The sequence below is a fragment of the Bacillus cereus group sp. MYBK222-1 genome, assembly GCF_051916425.1.
In the GTDB taxonomy this organism is placed as follows: domain Bacteria; phylum Bacillota; class Bacilli; order Bacillales; family Bacillaceae_G; genus Bacillus_A; species Bacillus_A paranthracis.
This window is the reverse complement of sequence record NZ_JBQAGP010000002.1, coordinates 565,396-584,807: the sequence shown is the minus strand read 5'-3', so window position 1 is coordinate 584,807 and position 19,412 is coordinate 565,396. Positions and strand designations below refer to the sequence as shown.

The following is a 19,412-nucleotide window of genomic DNA, read 5'->3' as shown; positions in this document are numbered from 1 at the left end:
TTTCTAAATAGTCAGTATTATAAGAATATGAATGACTATTCATTCAGTCATCTTCTTGAAGGGGACAGTAAAGTGAAGAAAAATAGACCGAAATACAATCAAATTATTGATGCGGCAGTCATTGTGATTGCGGAGAATGGGTACCACCAAGCGCAAGTTTCTAAAATAGCAAAGCAAGCTGGGGTAGCTGATGGCACGATTTATTTATATTTTAAAAATAAAGAAGATATATTAATATCCTTATTCCAAGAGAAGATGGGAGAATTTGTCGAAACAATTCGTCAAAAAACAGCAGGAATTGAAAGCGCTGTATCGAAGTTATTCATGTTGGTAGAAACGCACTTCTTGCTGTTGTCGCAAAATGATCCTCTTGCTATCGTTACGCAATTAGAGCTAAGACAGTCCAATCAAGACTTACGCCTGAAAATAAATGAAGTATTAAAAGGCTACTTACAAGTTATTGATGAGATTTTAGAGACTGGTATAAAGCAAGGTGAATTCCAAGCGGATTTAAATGTTCGCGTGGCAAGACAAATGATCTTTGGAACAGTAGATGAAGTTGTGACCAATTGGGTAATGAGCGATCATAAGTATGATCTGGTCGCACTTTCAAAAACGGTACATGGGCTACTTATTGCAGCTTGTGGTTATCGTCAATAATGGGAGGGATCATGTTGAAATTCCTATCTGTAAGAGTTGAAGATCATATCGCGGTGGCTACGTTAAATCATGCGCCAGCTAACGCGATGTCTTCACAAGTTATGCATGACGTTACTGAATTAATTGATCAAGTGGAGAAGGATGATAACATTCGTGTTGTTGTTATTCACGGTGAAGGGCGCTTCTTCTCGGCGGGAGCAGATATTAAAGAATTTACATCTGTTACTGAAGCGAAGCAAGCGACTGAATTAGCGCAGCTTGGACAAGTTACGTTTGAGCGCGTTGAAAAATGTTCAAAACCAGTTATCGCGGCAATTCATGGAGCGGCACTTGGCGGCGGCCTTGAGTTTGCTATGTCTTGCCACATGCGCTTTGCAACTGAAAGTGCAAAACTTGGTTTACCTGAATTAACACTTGGATTAATTCCTGGATTTGCAGGTACACAGCGATTACCACGTTATGTTGGGAAAGCGAAAGCTTGTGAAATGATGTTAACAAGTACACCGATTACTGGTGCAGAAGCATTAAAATGGGGACTAGTTAACGGAGTTTTTGCTGAAGAAACATTTTTAGATGATACGCTTAAAGTTGCAAAACAGATTGCTGGAAAAAGCCCAGCGACGACTCGTGCTGTACTAGAGTTATTGCAAACGACGAAATCGTCTCATTATTATGAAGGTGTACAACGCGAAGCTCAAATCTTTGGTGAAGTATTTACGAGTGAAGATGGAAGAGAAGGTGTAGCGGCGTTTTTAGAAAAACGTAAGCCTTCATTTAGCGGCAGGTAGTTCAATTATTTTTTTAATATAAATTAACAGAAAATTAAAATTGATAGAATCTTTCTGAAAAACAAGGGGGTAAATGGAATGAACATCTACGTACTCATGAAACGAACATTTGATACAGAAGAAAAAATCGTAATTAAAAACGGTGCAATTTACGATGGCGAAGCGGAATTCATCATCAACCCTTACGATGAATATGCAATTGAAGAAGCAATTCAAGTAAGAGACGCACAAGGTGGAGAAGTTACTGTCGTAACAGTTGGTGGCGAAGATAGTGAGAAAGAACTTCGTACGGCGTTAGCGATGGGCTGCGATAAAGCGGTATTAATTAATATTGAAGATGATGTAGAAAATGGTGACCAGTTCACGACAGCAAAAGTGCTTGCTGAATATTTAAAAGATAAAGATGCAGATTTAATTTTAGGCGGAAACGTTGCAATTGATGGTGCATCTGGACAAGTTGGTCCGCGTGTAGCTGAAGCGTTAAATATTCCGTACGTAACGACAATTACAAAACTTGAAATTGACGGTACAAACGTGAAGATTGAGCGCGATGTTGAAGGTGATACAGAAGTGATTGAAACTTCATTACCAGTTTTAGTAACAGCACAGCAAGGTTTAAATGAACCTCGTTACCCATCGCTTCCAGGTATTATGAAAGCGAAGAAAAAGCCACTAGAAGAATTAGAATTAGATGATTTAGATTTAGAAGAAGATGATGTGGAAGCAAAGACAAAAACAATTGAAATCTATTTGCCTCCTAAGAAAGATGCAGGAAAAGTGTTACAAGGCGAGCTGCAAGATCAAGTAAAAGAACTTGTATCGTTGCTCCATACAGAAGCGAAAGTAATCTAATAAAATACGAAATTATATATGCAGGAGGGAAAATCTATGGCTCGTAAAGTATTAGTAATGGGTGAAGTTCGTGATGGATCGCTACGTAACGTTTCGTTTGAAGCGGTAGCAGCAGCAAAAACAATTGCAGAAGGCGGTGAAGTAGTAGGTCTTCTAGTTGGAGATAGCGTTGCTTCTTTTGCAAATGAATTGATTCATTACGGTGCAGATCGCGTTGTGACAGTTGAAAATGATAAATTAAAATCATATACATCTGATGGCTATGCACAAGCATTTTTAGCTGTATATGCTGAAGAAAATCCAGAAGGAATTGTATTTGGACATACAGCACTTGGGAAAGATTTATCACCAAAATTAGCAGCGAAGCTTGAAGCTGGTCTAGTTTCTGACGTAACTGCTTTAGAAGTTGAAGGTGGAAATGTTATCTTTACTCGTCCAATTTACTCTGGTAAAGCGTTTGAGAAGAAGATTGTAACAGACGGCATCTTATTTGCGACAGTGCGTCCAAATAACATCGCAACGCTTGAAAAAGATGAGTCTCGCAGTGGTGACGTGTCTTCTATTACAGTAGATGTGAAAGACTTACGTACAATCATTCAAGATGTCGTCCGTAAGACGGCAGAAGGCGTTGATCTTTCTGAAGCAAAAGTGATTATCGCTGGCGGACGCGGTGTGAAGAGTGAAGAAGGGTTCAAGCCATTAAAAGAGTTAGCTGATGTATTAGGCGGCGCTGTTGGAGCATCTCGTGGTGCTTGTGACGCTGAGTATTGCGATTACTCATTACAAATTGGTCAAACTGGTAAAGTTGTTACGCCAGACCTATACATTGCATGCGGTATTTCTGGAGCGATTCAGCATTTAGCTGGTATGTCTAACTCAAAAATAATCGTTGCGATTAATAAAGACCCAGAAGCAAGTATCTTCAAAGTAGCTGACTACGGTATTGTTGGCGATTTATTTGAAGTGGTACCTCTTTTAACAGAAGAGTTTAAAAAGTTAAAAGTACATTCATGATTTGAGTACCCTTGAGTTCCAAGTGAAGTACCCCTATATATAGAAAAAGGTGAGAGATCCCCTGTCTCTCATCTTTTTAGTATTTAATCCGTATTTTTATATAGTATAAAGGAACACTTTTTTGTTACAATACATAACGATACATATTATTCGCCACGTATATAAGTTAATGATATACTCTTGGTAGAATATACTTGAAGGAGGAAATAAAATGGCAATTGTAAACGCAAATGACCAAAGCTTCGCAGCAGAAACTAGCGAAGGTGTTGTATTATTAGATTTCTGGGCACCTTGGTGTGGACCTTGTAAAATGATCGCTCCTGTATTAGAGGAAATTGATGCAGAACTAGGCGAAAAAGTAAAAGTAGTAAAAGTAGACGTGGATGAAAATCAAGAAACTGCTCGTCAATTCGAAGTAATGAGCATTCCAGCTCTTTTCGTATTAAAAGACGGTAAAGTAGTTGATCAAGCGTTAGGTTACAAACCGAAAGAAGCGTTAGTAGAATTAGTTTCTAAACACTTCTAAAATAAAAAGGCTACCATTTGGTAGCCTTTTTTATTTTCCTTTTTTACACCTTTCCGTTACAATGAAAGAACGTATGTTGGGTGTTTTGGCATAGTATGTTTTCATGTGAAAATAAAAATGCTAAGCATGTAGAAATGGAGGGTAACGAGTGCACGAACATTTAAAAGAGAAGTTGGCTATTTTACCAGATCAACCTGGTTGTTATTTAATGAAAGATAAGCAAGGAACGGTTATATATGTCGGAAAGGCAAAAGTGCTTAAAAATCGTGTGCGCTCGTACTTTACTGGTTCGCATGATGGAAAAACACTTCGGCTAGTAGGGGAAATTGTAGATTTTGAATATATTGTAACCTCCTCAAATCTAGAGGCGCTCATTTTGGAGTTAAACTTAATAAAAAAACATGACCCAAAATATAATATTCAATTAAAAGATGATAAAACATATCCTTTTATTAAAATTACAGCTGAGAAACAACCGCGATTACTTATTACGCGAAATGTAAAAAAGGATAAGGGAAAGTATTTTGGTCCTTATCCGAATGCACAATCAGCTCATGAAACGAAAAAACTGCTAGATCGTATGTACCCGCTTCGTAAGTGCTCAAATATGCCCGATAAAGTTTGTTTATATTATCATATGGGTCAATGTTTAGCACCTTGTGTGAAAGAAGTTACGGAAGAACAAAATAAAGAAATTGTAGATGAAATTATTAAGTTTTTAAATGGTGGACATAAAGAAGTTCGTTCGGAATTAGAAACAAAAATGTATGAAGCTTCAGAGAAACTAGAGTTTGAACGTGCAAAAGAGTTACGTGATCAAATCGCTCATATCGATGCGATTATGGAAAAACAAAAGATGATTATGAGTGATTTAGTGGACCGTGATGTGTTTGGCTATGCAGTTGATAAAGGGTGGATGTGTGTTCAAGTTTTCTTCGTTCGAAAAGGAAAGCTAATCGAACGTGATGTTTCTATGTTTCCAATCTACGATGAACCAGAAGAGGGGTTCTTAACGTTTATCGGTCAATTTTATGAAAACAGCAGTCATTTTAAGCCGAAGGAAATTGTCGTTCCAGGAAGTATAGACTCAGAATTAGTAGAACGCTTTTTAGAAGTGGAAGCGACACAGCCGAAACGCGGTAAGAAAAAAGATCTTGTAGAACTGGCAAATAAAAATGCGAAGATTGCCTTGGAAGAGAAATTCTATTTAATTGAACGTGATGAAGAGCGAACGATTAAAGCGGTAGAGAATTTAGGGAAGCAGCTCGGAATTGAAACGCCTTATCGTATTGAAGCGTTTGATAACTCAAATATTCAAGGGACAAATCCTGTTTCGGCAATGATTGCTTTTATTGATGGGAAACCAGCTAAGAAAGAATACAGGAAATATAAAATTAAAACAGTTCAAGGACCAGATGATTATGAGTCTATGAGAGAAGTTGTGAGACGCCGTTATACAAGGGCGCTGAAAGAGGGGTTACCTTTACCAGATTTAATCATTATTGATGGCGGAAAAGGTCATCTGGCGGCTGCAAGTGATGTTTTAGAAAATGAGCTCGGTTTATATATTCCGATGGCAGGTCTTGTAAAAGATGACAAACATAAAACATCTCATTTAATTATTGGAGATCCACCTGAACCTGTGATGCTTGAGAGAAATAGCCAAGAATTTTATTTATTGCAGCGCATTCAAGATGAAGTGCATCGATTTGCAATTACATTCCATCGTCAATTACACGGGAAATCTGTCATTCAATCGGCACTCGATGATATTCCTGGAATTGGAGATAAACGAAAAAAGATATTGTTAAAACATTTCGGATCGCTAAAAAAGATGAAAGAGGCTTCTGTAACAGAATTTGTCGAAGCGGGTATGCCGAAAAATGTCGCAGAGACGATTTATAGTTATTTAGCGGATAAGAAGACGTTGTAGTTTACAACGTCTTCTATTTTTTGGTATAATTTCTGAAGATTTAAAATAAATTCAAATGAATGAAAATGCAAAAAGTCAACTAAACTGATATGTCTAGTTGACCGCGGGTAATGCTACACTTCAATGAGATCTTTTATATCCCATTTTACGAGAAATGTAATAGAGTCTGAACGTTTTTTCTTTTCTTCGTAGGACTCTGCAACGACGTTTCGTTGCTTTTGAATTTGTTCAGCGATGAACCCAGCTTCTAATTGATAAGAAGAATGTCTTTTTTGTTTTTGACGTTCAGCGATGAGTGTGCCTTTAAGTTGGAACTGCATTTCACGACGCTTATGTTCAATAATGCTTAAAGTGCCCCAGCCAGCTTTTTCAAAGAACTGAATGACTTCTTCAATTGTGTCTAGTGGATATTTTCTTGCAAGGTTTCTACCGGACCAGTATAAAATACCATCTAGATCGTTACCGATTAAATCAGGTAGTAATTCTTCACGTAGCAATTCGTAAGCGAAGGCGTTCAATGAAACATCTTCTAAAGATGTTGTATCGATTGTATTTTTACTCACAATATTCCCCTCTTTCTATAGGGATTATTATATAACATTTCTCATTTATAAAAACAGATTTTTCTTTGGGAAAATCTGAATATATAAGAAGAAAAAAAGAATTGGCAAATTATATGCAAATTATGTATACGTTTTCTTGACGCTTCGACAAAAATAGGAGTAAAATGAACTTGGTATCAAATTATGCTGAAATATTTCGAATAATTTTTTCAGTTTTTCTTATGCCAATAGTGAAAAAACATTATTGCCATAAACTAATCTGAAAACAGCAGTCAATCATTCAAGGGGGGTAATGGGGACATGAAAGGCCGCGAATATACGTTTCGTAAGTGGCACTCATTAATGGGGGTCATCCCGGTTGGTGTCTTTTTGACGCAACATTTAATTGTAAACAACTTTGCAACACGAGGAGCAGAGGCTTTTAACAAAGCTGCAGGCTTTATGGAGCTCCTTCCATTCCGGTATGCGCTAGAAATTTTCATTATCTTTTTACCAATACTGTACCATGCTATATATGGCTTATATATTGCATTTACAGCTAAGAACAATGCGGTTTCTTACGGTTATTTCCGTAACTGGATGTTCGTCTTCCAAAGAATTTCAGGTATCGTTACACTGATTTTCATTTCTTGGCACGTCTGGGAAACTCGTATTCAAGCAATGTTAGGTAAAGAGGTAAACTATGACATGATGGCAGATATTTTAAACAATCCAGCTATGTTTGCATTCTACTTAGTTGGTGTTGTTTCAACAATTTTCCACTTTGCAAATGGACTATGGACATTCTGCATCAGCTGGGGAATTACAGTATCTCCACGTTCACAAAGAATCTCTACTTATGTAACATTAGCTATTTTCTTAGGTCTATCTTATGTAGGTGTGAGTGCATTATTAGCGTTCATCGATCCACAGCTAGCAAACCAGTAAGGAGTGGGAGAGCATGAAAGGGAAACTTATAGTAGTCGGCGGTGGCTTGGCTGGCTTAATGGCAACGATTAAAGCGGCGGAAGCAGGAGTAAATGTTGAACTGTTCTCTTTAGTACCAGTAAAACGTTCGCATTCTGTATGTGCCCAAGGTGGAATTAACGGTGCCGTAAATACGAAAGGTGAAGGGGATTCTCCATGGATCCACTTTGACGATACAATTTATGGTGGGGACTTCTTAGCGAACCAACCACCAGTTAAAGCAATGTGTGAAGCAGCACCTGGTATCATTCATTTAATGGACCGTATGGGTGTTATGTTCAACCGTACGGAAGAAGGACTTCTTGATTTCCGTCGTTTTGGTGGAACGCAACATCACCGTACAGCATTTGCTGGTGCAACAACTGGACAGCAATTACTATACGCATTAGATGAGCAAGTACGTCGTCACGAAGTAGCAGGACTTGTAACGAAATATGAAGGTTGGGATTTCTTACGAGCTGTTATTGATGATGAAGGTGTGTGCCGAGGAATCGTTGCACAAGACTTACAAACTATGGAGATTAGAAGTTTCCGAGCTGATGCCGTGATTATGGCAACAGGGGGCCCTGGTATCATCTTCGGAAAATCAACAAACTCCATTATCAATACAGGTACAGCAGCTTCTGCTGTATATCAACAAGGCGCATATTATGCAAACGGTGAGTTCATTCAAATTCACCCAACGGCAATTCCTGGAGACGATAAATTACGTCTGATGAGTGAATCTGCACGTGGTGAAGGTGGACGTGTTTGGACATATAAAGATGGTAAACCATGGTATTTCTTAGAAGAAAAATATCCGGCTTACGGAAACCTTGTACCTCGTGATATCGCAACGCGTGAAATCTTTGATGTTTGCGTAGAGCAAAAACTAGGTATTAACGGTGAAAACATGGTGTACTTAGATCTTTCTCATAAAGATCCGAAAGAACTAGATATTAAACTTGGTGGAATTATTGAAATCTATGAGAAATTTACAGGTGATGATCCTCGTAAACTACCAATGAAAATCTTCCCAGCTGTTCACTATTCAATGGGCGGGCTATGGGTTGATTATAAGCAGATGACAAGCATTCCAGGTTTATTTGCAGCAGGTGAGTGTGATTATTCTATGCACGGTGGTAACCGTCTTGGCGCGAACTCACTATTATCAGCAATTTACGGTGGTATGGTAGCAGGACCAAATGCAATTGAATATATGAAAGGTCTTTCTAAATCATCAGATGCTGTTTCATCTACTGTGTATGAACAAAATGAATTAATCGAAACAGAGAAATTTAACAATATTTTAACGCTCGATGGTAACGAAAATGCGTATGTTCTTCATAAAGAGCTTGGAGAATGGATGACAGATAACGTTACAGTAGTTCGTGAAAATAAAAAATTATTAGAAACAGATGCAAAAATTGAAGAGTTAATGGCTCGCTACAAACGTATTAACATTAACGATACAGCGAGATGGAGCAACCAAGGTGCTTCATTTACACGCCAACTTGCAAATATGTTTGAATTAGCACGTGTTATTACAATTGGTGCATATAACCGTAATGAGAGCCGTGGGGCGCATTACAAACCTGAATTCCCAAATCGTGATGATGCAAACTTCTTAAAAACTACGATGGCGAAATTTGAAGGAGAAGGAAATGCACCGGCATTCCATTACGAAGACGTGGATATTTCATTAATTAAACCACGTAAACGTGATTATTCTTCAAAACACGATGTAGCTGCTAAGAGTGAAGAGAAGGGGGATAAACAACATGTCTGAGAAAACAATCCGCCTCATCATTACGAGACAAGACGGACCAGATGCGCAAGCGTTTGACCAAGAGTTTGAAATTCCGTATCGTCCGAATATGAATATTATTTCGGCGCTTATGGAAATTCGTCGTAATCCTGTTGATTCAAAAGGAAACAAAACAACTCCGATTGCATGGGATATGAACTGTTTAGAGGAAGTATGTGGTGCATGTTCGATGGTAATTAACGGAAAACCACGTCAATCATGTACAGCGCTTATCGATCAATTAGAACAACCAATTCGCTTAAAACCGATGAAGACATTCCCGGTTGTTCGTGACTTACAAGTTGACCGTAGTCGCATGTTTAATGCTCTAAAACGTGTTAAAGCTTGGATTCCAATTGATGGTACGTATGACTTAGGACCAGGACCAAGAATGCCAGAGAAGAAACGTCAATGGGCTTATGAGCTTTCAAAATGTATGACATGTGGTGTTTGCTTAGAATCATGTCCAAACGTAAATAGTAAATCGGACTTTATTGGACCAGCACCGTTATCACAAGCTCGTTTATTTAACTCACATCCAACGGGTGAAATGCATAAAGCAGATCGCTTACGTGCAATTATGGGTGATGGAGGACTTGCAAACTGTGGTAACTCTCAAAACTGTGTGCAATCATGTCCAAAGGGTATTCCATTAACAACTTCAATTGCGGCGTTAAACCGTGATACAACAATTCAATCGTTCAAAGATTTCTTTGGTAGCGACAATAACTATTAAAAAATATTGCCTCTTCATTTCGAAGGGGCAATATTTATAACTGTATTTTTCTGTTTATTCTGTTTATTTTGAAGCGAAAAGGAGAGGGAACAATGAAGAGGATTTCTTATATTGAAGACTTTGAGCAATGGGAAGGTGGTTTTTCGTTTTACAATCCTGTAAAGGTTCGTTTTGGTGAAGTAGATATGTTTGGACATGTAAATAATGTCGTTGCCTTCACCTATTTTGAAGAAGCGCGTATCGCATTGTTTAAAGAACTTGGATTTATGCAAGAATGGACGCATGAATCTTCAGAAACGATGATTGTTGTTGCGGATTTACAATGTAATTTTATTAAACAAATATATTTTGATGAACAGTTGAAGGTGTATGTAAAAGCGGGATCAGTTGGAAATTCTTCATTAGATTTGCATTATATGGTGAAGAATGCAGAAGGAGAGGTTTGTTTAGTTGGTCGTGGAATGATGGTCCAAGCGTCGAAAAAAACAGGAAGAGGCGAACCGTGGCCTGAAGAGTGGAAGAAAAAATTACTACAATAATAGAGTGAAAGAAAAATAAGAGAGCAACATGCTCTCTTATTTTTTGTCTTCCATCGCTTCTTCTAATGTTAAATGATGTTTATATATGTATGTAGCGTATGGATTTCCAACGTAGCGCAAATGCCACGGTTCATATGAGTATTCTGTTGTTTCTGTTTTATCTTCTAAATAACGAATGACAAAGCCAAATTCATGAGCATGTTTTGCAACCCATTTACCTTCGGCTGTCTCTCCAAAAATAGGCTCTAATTGGAATTTAGCAGATTTTGAACTAATATCCATTGCTAAACCAGTTTGATGTTCACTCGTACCAGGAATGGCGCTTACTGAATCTGCCTCAGCTTTTCCTTGACGTCTAACGTATGTATCATGTAATGATTTTTGGCGTTTGTATGAACGATAACCAGATACAGCTGTAAGTTCAAGTCCTTCTTTTTTTGCTGCTGCAAACATATTTTCAAGCGCATCTGCAGCATCTTTGCGTAGCAATGTTTTTTCTTTATCTTTTGGACTAGTAAATGGTACATTTGGTCTTGTTAAGTCTTCAGGTGTATATCCGTCTGGTAGTTTTCGATGTTTATTAACTAATACAAGGTTAGAATCTGGATTTGTTACAACGGAAAAATCATTGTCTAGCTTCTTGGCGTTATGATCAGCTTTTGGAAAAGCAGGAATCTCTTCTTTTTGGTGATTATTATGCTGTTGACTTTCGACAGCTTTCGCCTCATTTTGTAGTGGCGATTTAGAATCAAAGTAAGCGAAAGAAGTGATACCGATTACAATAGTAGCGGCAGAAATAAGGATTATTTTTTTCATGATGCCTTGTAATCACAATCCTTTCTTAATAAATTATGTATCGTTTTTTATTATAAGTCTAGTTTACTGAAAAAGAAATATAAGAGTCGTAACGTAATAGAAATGCAAAGAAAATGTCAGAAAATGTGTGGAATTGTAGTATTTTTTTATATAATTCATTTCTTATCTTTCATGAAATTCATTTTTTATGTAATATATATACATAAGAAGATGTAGCGATTATCGAGAATAAAGAACTTCTTGTATAGACTAGGAGTGAATGGGAATGGATTTTGCAACACTTATTGGAATCATTTTAGGAGTAGTGGCGGTAGTTGTAGGGATGGTCGTCAAGGGCGCTGACGTAATGGCCTTAGTTAATCCTGCCGCAGCATTAATTATTTTTGTTGGTACATTTGCTGCAGTATGTATCGCATTTCCGATGGATCAATTAAAAAAGATTCCAAAATTATTTAAAGTTCTTTTTGGTTCTAATAAAAAAGATTTAAGTTATGAACAGTTGCTAGAATTGTTTGTTCATTGGACATCTGAAAGTAGAAAATACGGTATTTTGTCTTTAGAGCAGCAATTAGACAAAATTCAAGATGAATTTCTTTTGCGTGGTATGAAGTTTGTGATTGATGGCGTATCTGCAGAAGATTTAGAACAGATTTTAGAAGCTGAATTAGAAGCAATTGAAGAAAGGCATGCAAAGGGGGCAGCAATTTTTTCTCAAGCTGGTACATATGCACCAACATTAGGGGTTTTAGGTGCTGTTATTGGTCTTGTAGCTGCACTTGGTAATTTAACTGATATTGAAAAGTTAGGTCACGCTATTTCGGGTGCATTTATTGCAACGATTTTTGGTATTTTCTCAGGTTATATACTATGGCATCCATTTGCAAATAAATTAAAGCAAAAATCTGCAGCTGAATTAGAGAAAAAACGTTTAATTATTGATTGTTTATTAATGTTACAAGAAGGTACATATCCGTTTATTATGAAGAACCGCATTTTAGGTGCACTTTCTGCAACTGAGCGCAAAAAGCTTGAAAAAGGGGCAGAAAAAAATGCGGAGTAAAAAAAATAGAAGAAGTAAAAAGAAAAAACACGAAGAACATATCGATGAAACTTGGCTAATCCCTTATTCTGATATGTTAACGTTGTTGTTTGCATTGTTCATCGTTTTATTCGCAATGAGCAGTATAGATGCTGCTAAGTTTAAACAGATGGCTGTTGCTTTTCGAAGTGAATTAGCTGGTGGAACAGGTAACAAAGAATTTTTAAGTGATCAGAAGCCAAATGATGAAAAGGAATTATCAGCAAGTAGTTTAGAGTCTGAGAAGATTAAAAAGAATGCTGAAGCTGAAGTAAAGCAACAAGAAATGAACGAATTAAAAGCGGTACAAAAAGGTATTGATAAGTATATTGAGGAAAATCGATTATCTTCTTCTTTTAAAACTGATTTAACAGAAAAGGGATTGAAGGTAACGATATTAGAAAATGTACTATTTGATTCTGGGAAAGCGGACGTAAAATTAGAATCGTTAAGTATTGCGAAAGAAATGTCTAATTTACTTGTTTCAGCATCACCTCGTGAAATCACAGTATCTGGACATACAGATAATGTTCCTATTGCAAATGCGCAATTTGCATCGAACTGGGAATTAAGTACGCAGCGGGCAGTTAATTTTATGCAAGTATTACTGCAAAATAAAGAATTACAACCAGGAAAATTTAGTGCAGTTGGTTACGGAGAATATCGGTCAATTGCTCCAAATGATACGCAAGAAGGAAAAGCGAAAAATAGACGTGTAGAAGTGTTTATTTTACCTTTAACGAGAAATATGCAATAAAAGAGGAGGGCACATGCCATCCTCTTTTATTTTGCATCAAATGATTTTAAGTTGTCATGGCGGATTTTATCTTTTTCTGCATCTGATTTTTTGAAATCATAATCATATAAAGCGCCTTCCCAATCACCATACATCGGATTAGGGAAAATAATAAATTTCTCACCAAATTGTGCTTTTGAATCTGCTACTGCTTGGTTTCGGTCCTTTACAGACTTTCCATCAAAACCAGTGAAGTCAGATAAGTTATCACCGAAGAATAAGACGATATCATGTGTTTGAGAAACGAGTTCACGTCGTTTTTCTTTTCCTTTTTCTTTCGGGTCTTGTAGTAATATATGTTCTTTCGTTGCTTGAGGAGCGCCTACACGCTCAAGATTTTTAATTGTTGCATCTAGTTGGTTCGTTTTACGATTTGAGATGTAGTAAATATCTACACCTTTAGACTCTGTATATTTTAAGAAATCAATTGCACCTGGAAGGGCTTCGGCTTCAGCCTTATTAATCCAGTCATCCCATTTATATGGATAGCCTTTTCCTGTTTTTACGCTCATTGCTTGATGAGGACTGTTATCTAAAACAGTTTCATCTAAATCAAGTACGATAGCGGGTTTTTTCTCGGTTCCTTTTGCAAGAGCTGCATCAAGTTTCAATTGACCGATATTGTATCCTTGGTAGTACAGTGCTTTCGTTTCACCGGCTGTTTGATACCATAAATCAGCCATTAATTGCTGGTCTGTTAATTTTACTTTCTCTTCTTTCGCCACTGTTTTCTCTTGTGTTCCTGAACATGCTACAAGTGATGTAGATAGAACCGCTACAGATAATAAAGTGGTAATGCCCCTTTTCATCTTCATATGTACCCTCCTTGATGTTAGAAAACCAGTTAATATTATATATCGAAAAATAATATTTTTTGTATGAACATTTGCATATTGTCTTTTGTATATATAGTAGTATGTCCTATATTAGAAAGATGGGAAAAAATGATGGGAATTATTTTGACAAGTTTAATTGTCGAAATGACAATAATAATTGACAAACTATGTAATTTTATTTACAATTTTAACTAAATGAAACAAATGATGGATTAGAGAGATGCTACATAATAAGAGGATGGAGTGTAGTGCTATATTTTATCCTGAATAAACATAGTCTTTGAAAGAGAGTATGAATGATACTAAAGGGGAGGCTTTATACTTTGAGTTTACAAATTCAAAACTTAACGAAACAATTTGGGGAATCAAAAGCAGTTAACGGCTTGCAAATTTCGTTACCAAAAGGTGAAGTGTTAGGATTACTTGGACGAAATGGTGCAGGAAAAACAACGACAATCAAAATGCTTCTCGGATTATTAACGCCTAATGAAGGCTCTATTACATGGGATGGAAAACCATTTGGGACTAGTGGGGTAACGATAGGATACTTACCAGAAGAAAGAGGTTTATATACTAAAAGTAGAGTAATAGACCAGTTGCGATATTTTGGTAGATTAGAAGGAATGACGAAAAAAGAAGTAGATCTTGCTATTGATCATTGGTTAGATCGATTAGCAATACCAGAATATAAATTTAAAACAGCAGGAGAGCTTTCAAAAGGGAACCAGCAAAAAATTCAATTAATTGCTGCTCTTCTTCATAATCCAGAACTTCTCATTTTAGATGAGCCATTTAGCGGACTGGATCCAGTGAATGCTGGAATGTTAGCTAGCATTATTGAAGAACAAGTACAGAGCGGAAAGACAATTATTTTATCTAGTCATCGTATGGAACAAGTAGAGGCTTTTTGCCAACATGTATGTATTCTGAAAAAAGGCGAAGCAGTCGTAAAAGGTCAGTTAAGTGATATTAAAAAACAATATGGTTTTCGTAATTTAACGATTGAAGATACAGAAGTGAATGAGAAGGGATTAGAATCTATACATGTATCGTATGAAAAACAACAAGGCCTTCTTTATGTGCGAGTACAAGATGATGCAGAAGCTCTAAACATTTTACAACAATTACAAGAACAAGGTGTTACCTTACGACAATTTAAGATGTTAGAGCCGACGTTAAACGAAATCTTTGTAGAGAGGGCGAAATAACGATGCGTAAATTTTCTCACGTATTTTCATTTTATTTTAGAGAAGCATTTTTATCTAAAAAATCATTAATTACGAGTGCGATTTTGTTTTTAGTTGTGTTTGGTCTTTTTGCCTTTAATCATTTCACTGCTGATAATGATAAAGGAAAAGATAAATTTGCTGTAGTAACAGAAAGTGATACGTATAAAGTGCAAGAAAGTGATGTAACAAAGTTACTCCCGTCTGCTAAAGTAACGGTAGAAAATAAGGATAAGTTTAATGAGTTACGTAAGCAAGTAGAAGATGGGGATTTAGACGGTTTATTCCGTATTACAGAAAAGAATGGTATTCCAGAAGTGACGTATATGTATAGTGGTTTTCCAAGTCAATCAACTGCTACACTTATGGCGAGTTATTTAAAAGAACAATATACAGCGGTAATGATCGAAAAAAATAATGTATCTGCAGAAGTAGCCAAACAGTTACAGATGGAAATTCCGTTAAAGCAAGAGGCAGTAAAGGATCATGCATCTTCCTTTGGAATTGGTTATGTTTTCTCGTTTGCTTTATATATGTTTATTGTTATCTTTGGTGCTGCAATTGGAACAACTGTGGCATCTGAAAAATCATCTCGTGTTATGGAGTTAATGCTTCCGAAAGTAAAACCATTAACAATGCTACATGCCAAAATTTTAGCAATTGTTTCTAGTGCTTTACTATTACTTGTTATTGCTTCTTTCGGTTTTCTTGTACCAAATTTATTAGGGTGGGTGGATTTAGATAATGCATCCTTAATAGGACTTACACTAGATTTTTCTAAATTGGATGCTGTAGTAATTAGTATGTTCTTTGTGTATTTTGTTACGGGTTACTTACTATACGCAATGCTATATGCAGCGGTTGGTGCTGTTGTATCAAAAATTGAGGATGTGCAATCTCTTTCGTTCCCAATTACAATGTTAGGTATGGCGGCATTTTTTATTAGTCTTAAATCATTATTTGATCCAAATAGTACATTAGCTATAGTTAGTTCATATATTCCATTCTTTACACCTATGGTTACTTTTTCAAGACTTGTATCTGGTGAAGCGGGCACTGTAGAAATTATTGTGACGTTAGTCATTTTATTGGTGACTATTGTTATCGTCAATATGCTAACAAGCCGCATTTACGTAAATGGTGTAATGAATTACTCAGACAAAGTGAAATTTAAAGACTTAGCGAAATTTATAAAGCGTCAATAATGAGAGAAAAGCATGATTTCCTAATGAAATCATGCTTTTTCTTTATGTATAAATTAAAAATAGTATATAATAATAAGAGTCGTCTTTTAATAGAATGAATAAAAAGGAGGGTGTGCAGATGGGAATTAGTAGTCGTTTTACAGTAGGTGTTCATATGCTGACATTACTTGCGATAGATCGAAACTCTCGCTGTACCTCTGAATGGATTGCCGGTAGTGTGAATACAAATCCAGTTGTGATTCGTCGCATTACAGGAATGTTGAAGAGAGCAGGACTTGTTGATGTACAAGCTGGTAAAGGTGGTACGACACTTGCTCGTGATTTAGAAGAAATTACATTACTTGATGTATATAAAGCAGTGGAAGTTGTAGAAGAAGGACAGCTATTTTCCTTCCATGAAAATCCCAACATTGAATGTCCAGTAGGAGCTAATATTCAATCAGTATTAGAAATTATTTTAATGCAAGCACAAGAAGCGATGGAAAATGTACTTGCAAATGTAACGGTAGATCAACTAGTTACAAATTTAAAGTCTAAAATGAAAGAGTAAAAAAGCGAGCATCCTCATAATGAGGGCTCGCCTTTTTTTATTCAGAAATATTGAAAATTCTATTTTTCAGTATTTAAAATGAATTTACCTACGATAGCTGCTACGATACCACCAAGAATTGGTGCGATGATGAATACCCATAGTTGAGAAAGGGCTTCTCCGCCAGCGAATAAAGCTGGGGCGATACTACGAGCTGGGTTAACAGAAGTTCCAGTTAACGGAATACCTAATAAGTGAACTAAAACTAATGTGAAACCAATTACTAATCCTGCTAGAGAAGAACTTCCTTTTTTACCTGTTACAGCAACGATCACTAAAATGAATACGAAAGTTAAAATAAATTCAACTAGAAATGCTCCAGATAAACCAAGAGTTCCAAAACCGTTTTGTCCTAAATTATCTAAAGGTGTTTTAGCAGATTTTAAAATTGTTACTAACGTTGCAGTTCCTAATAAACCACCTAAAATTTGAGCTAATACATAATAACAAAGTTCCATAGCGTTCATTCTTTTATTGATGAACATAGCTACTGATACTGCTGGGTTAATGTGACATCCAGAAATTGTTCCGATGCTATATGCCATAGCCACAATAGATAGACCGAAAGCCATAGCGATTCCTAATGTTCCAATTCCTTCAATTCCGCCGCCAATGACAGCTACTCCAGTTCCGAATAATACTAGTACAAACGTACCAATAAATTCAGCGATTGCTTTTTTTAACATAATTTACCTCCTATTGTTGCGCATGAACCGTATTATAACATAGGTTTTAGTATAAACCGTTAATGAAATACTATTCTGATAAGGCGCAATAGGGAGACAATAAAAAAGAGTATAGTTCTTTGTTACAGAACCATACTCTTTTTTTATGCTGTTTTTTTCTGTTTAACGACTGGAACAGAACGGTTTAAAATGCTATTTGCAACCATTCCTAACATAATAATAATCATTCCAAGTAGGGAAAGCCCGCCAGGAAATGAACCATTTAAGAAAACAATTTCGCCAAGCACGGTAAAGACCATCGTTCCAGCTTGCGTTGCTTCAACAGCTCCAAGTAGAGCGAGATTATCTTTGGCTAAGTCAGTAGCAAAGAAAAATGTCATTGTCGCTATAACGCCAGAACATAATGCTAACAAAAATCCTTGTAGCATTTGGCTTGATGTTGGAATACCAGTAGTAGAAAATCCGTATATACCAAGTAAAATTGTTATAGGAAGACTGCCTATTGCCATTCCTAATACACGTTGGAATGTATCAAGGCGCCCACCAACAAGTTCCATCATTTTTCGGTTACCGAACGGATATAAGAAAGCAGCTAACACGACAGGTAAAAAACCTGAAATAAACTGAGTCATTGTAATGTGACCTGCTGCAGTTGCTTGCATACAAATTACACCAAGTAAAATAAATAATGCAACGTATAAACTACGAAGTGGAATTTTTCCGCGTACAAGTTTCGTACCTGATTTCGTTTCTATTTTAACGAAAAATAATGGCGAGAGTAGTAAACCTGCTAATATAGTAACTTGCCAAGTTCCAGCAACGAGCCAAGCTGGAGAAAAGACAGCTGCAAAACTTAATAAAGAATAGAAACCAATACCAGCAACAGAACCCCACCCGATCCAAGCCAATGGATGTTTCTTTAATTCTTCCCATAACTCCCTTAAGTTTTTGCGAAATAAAACGATAAGGAATAAAATAGGGAGAGCAAATAAAAAACGGAAGGAAGCTGTCCAAGCCCAGCTCGTTCCAGATACATTCATCGCTCGATTTATAATAAAAGTTGCGGAAAAAAAGGCTGATGATAAAAGGCCTAATAAAATTGCGCGCATGAAGTATAGCACTCCTTTCGGAATTTAATGATTATGTATAGTATAATATACTTTATCTAGATAAAAGTAAACTATTTTATATTTTAAGGTGGTTTTATAGATGAAAGAACATGAAGATATGCAAACGAAAGAAGTCATTCAGCAAGTAGGTCAGTTATTAAGGCAAATTCGAAATGAACAAAAATTAAGTTTAGAAGAATTAGCTCAAAAAACAGGGGTTAGTAAATTAACATTAGGAAAGATTGAAAGAGGCGAAACGAATCCGACGTTAGCTGTCATTTGGAAAATAACGAAAGGGTTATCGATTCCTTTATCGAGATTGATGGTTGTTGGAGAACCTGTAGCGGTTGCGCGCTGCGGAGAAGGATTTGCAGTAGACGTAGGACAAGCATGGCATTTAGAAACAATGTTCCGTTATACGAAAGAAACGGGTATGGAAATGCACCGTGCTTGTTTAAGGTCGAATAGTATATATGAACCAGAAGCTCATCATGAAGGTGCTATTGAGCTTGTAACGGTAATGAAAGGGAAAGTATCGATTCAAGTAGAAAGCGATGTTTACGAATTAAATGAGTTTGACTCTATTCAATTTGAAGCGAATAAGAAACATAGTTATAAGAATGAAGAAGATGAAGTGGCGGTATTACATTTAACGATGAAATATTCTTCATGAAAAAATCCCCTATAGAAAAATCTATAGGGGATTTT

The 19,412-nt window shown here is 36.5% G+C and carries 21 protein-coding genes; 16 read left to right on the top strand and 5 right to left on the bottom strand.

The genetic code is table 11. The features are described 5' to 3' along the window. Window positions 1-72: 72 nt before the first annotated feature. The 6 genes from ACTFR9_RS15035 to uvrC all read left to right on the top strand — a co-directional run bounded on the left by ACTFR9_RS15035 (window position 73) and on the right by uvrC (window position 5,773). Window positions 73-660, top strand: a complete 588-nt coding sequence (locus ACTFR9_RS15035) for a TetR/AcrR family transcriptional regulator (RefSeq protein WP_000742222.1) — start codon at window positions 73-75, stop codon at window positions 658-660. 11 nt (window positions 661-671) lie between these two features. Beyond that, complete coding sequence (locus tag ACTFR9_RS15030; protein ID WP_000911295.1) at window positions 672-1,448, top strand: enoyl-CoA hydratase; 777 nt, start codon at window positions 672-674, stop codon at window positions 1,446-1,448. 78 nt (window positions 1,449-1,526) lie between these two features. Beyond that, entirely contained in the window at window positions 1,527-2,300 is a 774-nt protein-coding gene (etfB, locus tag ACTFR9_RS15025) for an electron transfer flavoprotein subunit beta (protein ID WP_001029030.1), read from the top strand. A 36-nt stretch (window positions 2,301-2,336) separates the two neighbouring features. After that, a complete protein-coding gene (etfA, locus tag ACTFR9_RS15020; protein ID WP_000101965.1) occupies window positions 2,337-3,314 on the top strand; it encodes an electron transfer flavoprotein subunit alpha in 978 nt (325 codons plus the stop codon). Between the two features lie 211 nt (window positions 3,315-3,525). Further along, the gene (gene trxA, locus ACTFR9_RS15015; RefSeq protein WP_001018943.1) at window positions 3,526-3,840 is read left to right on the top strand and encodes a thioredoxin; all 315 of its coding nucleotides are present in this window, start codon (window positions 3,526-3,528) and stop codon (window positions 3,838-3,840) included. A 148-nt stretch (window positions 3,841-3,988) separates the two neighbouring features. Continuing rightward, complete coding sequence (gene uvrC / locus ACTFR9_RS15010) at window positions 3,989-5,773, top strand: excinuclease ABC subunit C (RefSeq protein ID WP_000544272.1); 1,785 nt, start codon at window positions 3,989-3,991, stop codon at window positions 5,771-5,773. Window positions 5,774-5,886: 113 nt separating this feature from the next. Here the strand turns inward: uvrC and ACTFR9_RS15005 are convergent, their stop codons facing one another. Beyond that, complete coding sequence (locus ACTFR9_RS15005) at window positions 5,887-6,336, bottom strand: YslB family protein (protein WP_000042220.1); 450 nt, start codon at window positions 6,334-6,336, stop codon at window positions 5,887-5,889. 300 nt (window positions 6,337-6,636) lie between these two features. On the opposite strand from ACTFR9_RS15005, the gene sdhC reads away from it, so the two are divergent. From sdhC to ACTFR9_RS14985, 4 genes are all read left to right on the top strand, one after another. Continuing rightward, on the top strand, window positions 6,637-7,263 hold the full coding sequence (gene sdhC, locus ACTFR9_RS15000) for a succinate dehydrogenase cytochrome B558 (RefSeq protein ID WP_000678354.1): 627 nt from the start codon (window positions 6,637-6,639) through the stop codon (window positions 7,261-7,263). 13 nt (window positions 7,264-7,276) lie between these two features. Then, the gene (sdhA, locus tag ACTFR9_RS14995) at window positions 7,277-9,070 is read left to right on the top strand and encodes a succinate dehydrogenase flavoprotein subunit (protein ID WP_000676735.1); all 1,794 of its coding nucleotides are present in this window, start codon (window positions 7,277-7,279) and stop codon (window positions 9,068-9,070) included. Next, entirely contained in the window at window positions 9,063-9,824 is a 762-nt protein-coding gene (sdhB, locus tag ACTFR9_RS14990; protein WP_001291826.1) for a succinate dehydrogenase iron-sulfur subunit, read from the top strand. Before sdhA ends, sdhB begins: the two co-directional genes overlap by 8 nt. A 92-nt stretch (window positions 9,825-9,916) precedes the next feature. Next, entirely contained in the window at window positions 9,917-10,363 is a 447-nt protein-coding gene (locus ACTFR9_RS14985) for an acyl-CoA thioesterase (RefSeq protein ID WP_076856095.1), read from the top strand. A gap of 36 nt (window positions 10,364-10,399) precedes the next feature. On the opposite strand, the gene ACTFR9_RS14980 is transcribed toward ACTFR9_RS14985, so the two are convergent. Further along, on the bottom strand, window positions 10,400-11,179 hold the full coding sequence (locus tag ACTFR9_RS14980) for a M15 family metallopeptidase (RefSeq protein WP_000720579.1): 780 nt from the start codon (window positions 11,177-11,179) through the stop codon (window positions 10,400-10,402). A gap of 265 nt (window positions 11,180-11,444) precedes the next feature. On the opposite strand from ACTFR9_RS14980, the gene motA reads away from it, so the two are divergent. Together motA and motB are read left to right on the top strand one after the other, a co-directional pair. Then, window positions 11,445-12,239: a flagellar motor stator protein MotA gene (gene motA / locus ACTFR9_RS14975; protein WP_000344867.1), complete on the top strand. Its 795-nt coding sequence runs from the start codon at window positions 11,445-11,447 to the stop codon at window positions 12,237-12,239. After that, window positions 12,229-13,014 (top strand): flagellar motor protein MotB, encoded by a 786-nt coding sequence (gene motB, locus ACTFR9_RS14970; RefSeq protein WP_001256753.1) that lies wholly within the window; start codon window positions 12,229-12,231, stop codon window positions 13,012-13,014. The genes motA and motB overlap by 11 nt, the downstream gene beginning before the upstream one ends. 26 nt (window positions 13,015-13,040) lie before the next feature. On the opposite strand, the gene ACTFR9_RS14965 is transcribed toward motB, so the two are convergent. After that, the gene (locus ACTFR9_RS14965) at window positions 13,041-13,868 is read right to left on the bottom strand and encodes a 5'-nucleotidase, lipoprotein e(P4) family (RefSeq protein WP_000782776.1); all 828 of its coding nucleotides are present in this window, start codon (window positions 13,866-13,868) and stop codon (window positions 13,041-13,043) included. 344 nt (window positions 13,869-14,212) lie between these two features. Here ACTFR9_RS14965 and ACTFR9_RS14960 point away from each other — a divergent pair, with 344 nt between their 5' ends. The 3 genes from ACTFR9_RS14960 (at window position 14,213) to ACTFR9_RS14950 (ending at window position 16,870) form a co-directional block, all read left to right on the top strand. After that, a complete protein-coding gene (locus ACTFR9_RS14960; protein ID WP_000058124.1) occupies window positions 14,213-15,097 on the top strand; it encodes an ABC transporter ATP-binding protein in 885 nt (294 codons plus the stop codon). Window positions 15,098-15,099: 2 nt separating this feature from the next. Further along, entirely contained in the window at window positions 15,100-16,320 is a 1,221-nt protein-coding gene (locus ACTFR9_RS14955; RefSeq protein ID WP_001225004.1) for an ABC transporter permease, read from the top strand. A gap of 118 nt (window positions 16,321-16,438) precedes the next feature. After that, entirely contained in the window at window positions 16,439-16,870 is a 432-nt protein-coding gene (locus ACTFR9_RS14950; protein ID WP_000512998.1) for an Rrf2 family transcriptional regulator, read from the top strand. A 59-nt stretch (window positions 16,871-16,929) separates the two neighbouring features. Here ACTFR9_RS14950 and ACTFR9_RS14945 read toward each other — a convergent pair whose 3' ends face one another. Together ACTFR9_RS14945 and ACTFR9_RS14940 are read right to left on the bottom strand one after the other, a co-directional pair. Further along, a complete protein-coding gene (locus ACTFR9_RS14945; protein WP_000913198.1) occupies window positions 16,930-17,595 on the bottom strand; it encodes an MIP/aquaporin family protein in 666 nt (221 codons plus the stop codon). Window positions 17,596-17,738: 143 nt separating this feature from the next. After that, the gene (locus ACTFR9_RS14940; RefSeq protein WP_001201653.1) at window positions 17,739-18,704 is read right to left on the bottom strand and encodes a DMT family transporter; all 966 of its coding nucleotides are present in this window, start codon (window positions 18,702-18,704) and stop codon (window positions 17,739-17,741) included. 100 nt (window positions 18,705-18,804) lie between these two features. On the opposite strand from ACTFR9_RS14940, the gene ACTFR9_RS14935 reads away from it, so the two are divergent. Then, window positions 18,805-19,377, top strand: a complete 573-nt coding sequence (locus ACTFR9_RS14935; protein ID WP_000658051.1) for a helix-turn-helix domain-containing protein — start codon at window positions 18,805-18,807, stop codon at window positions 19,375-19,377. The last annotated feature ends 35 nt before the right edge of the window (window positions 19,378-19,412 follow it).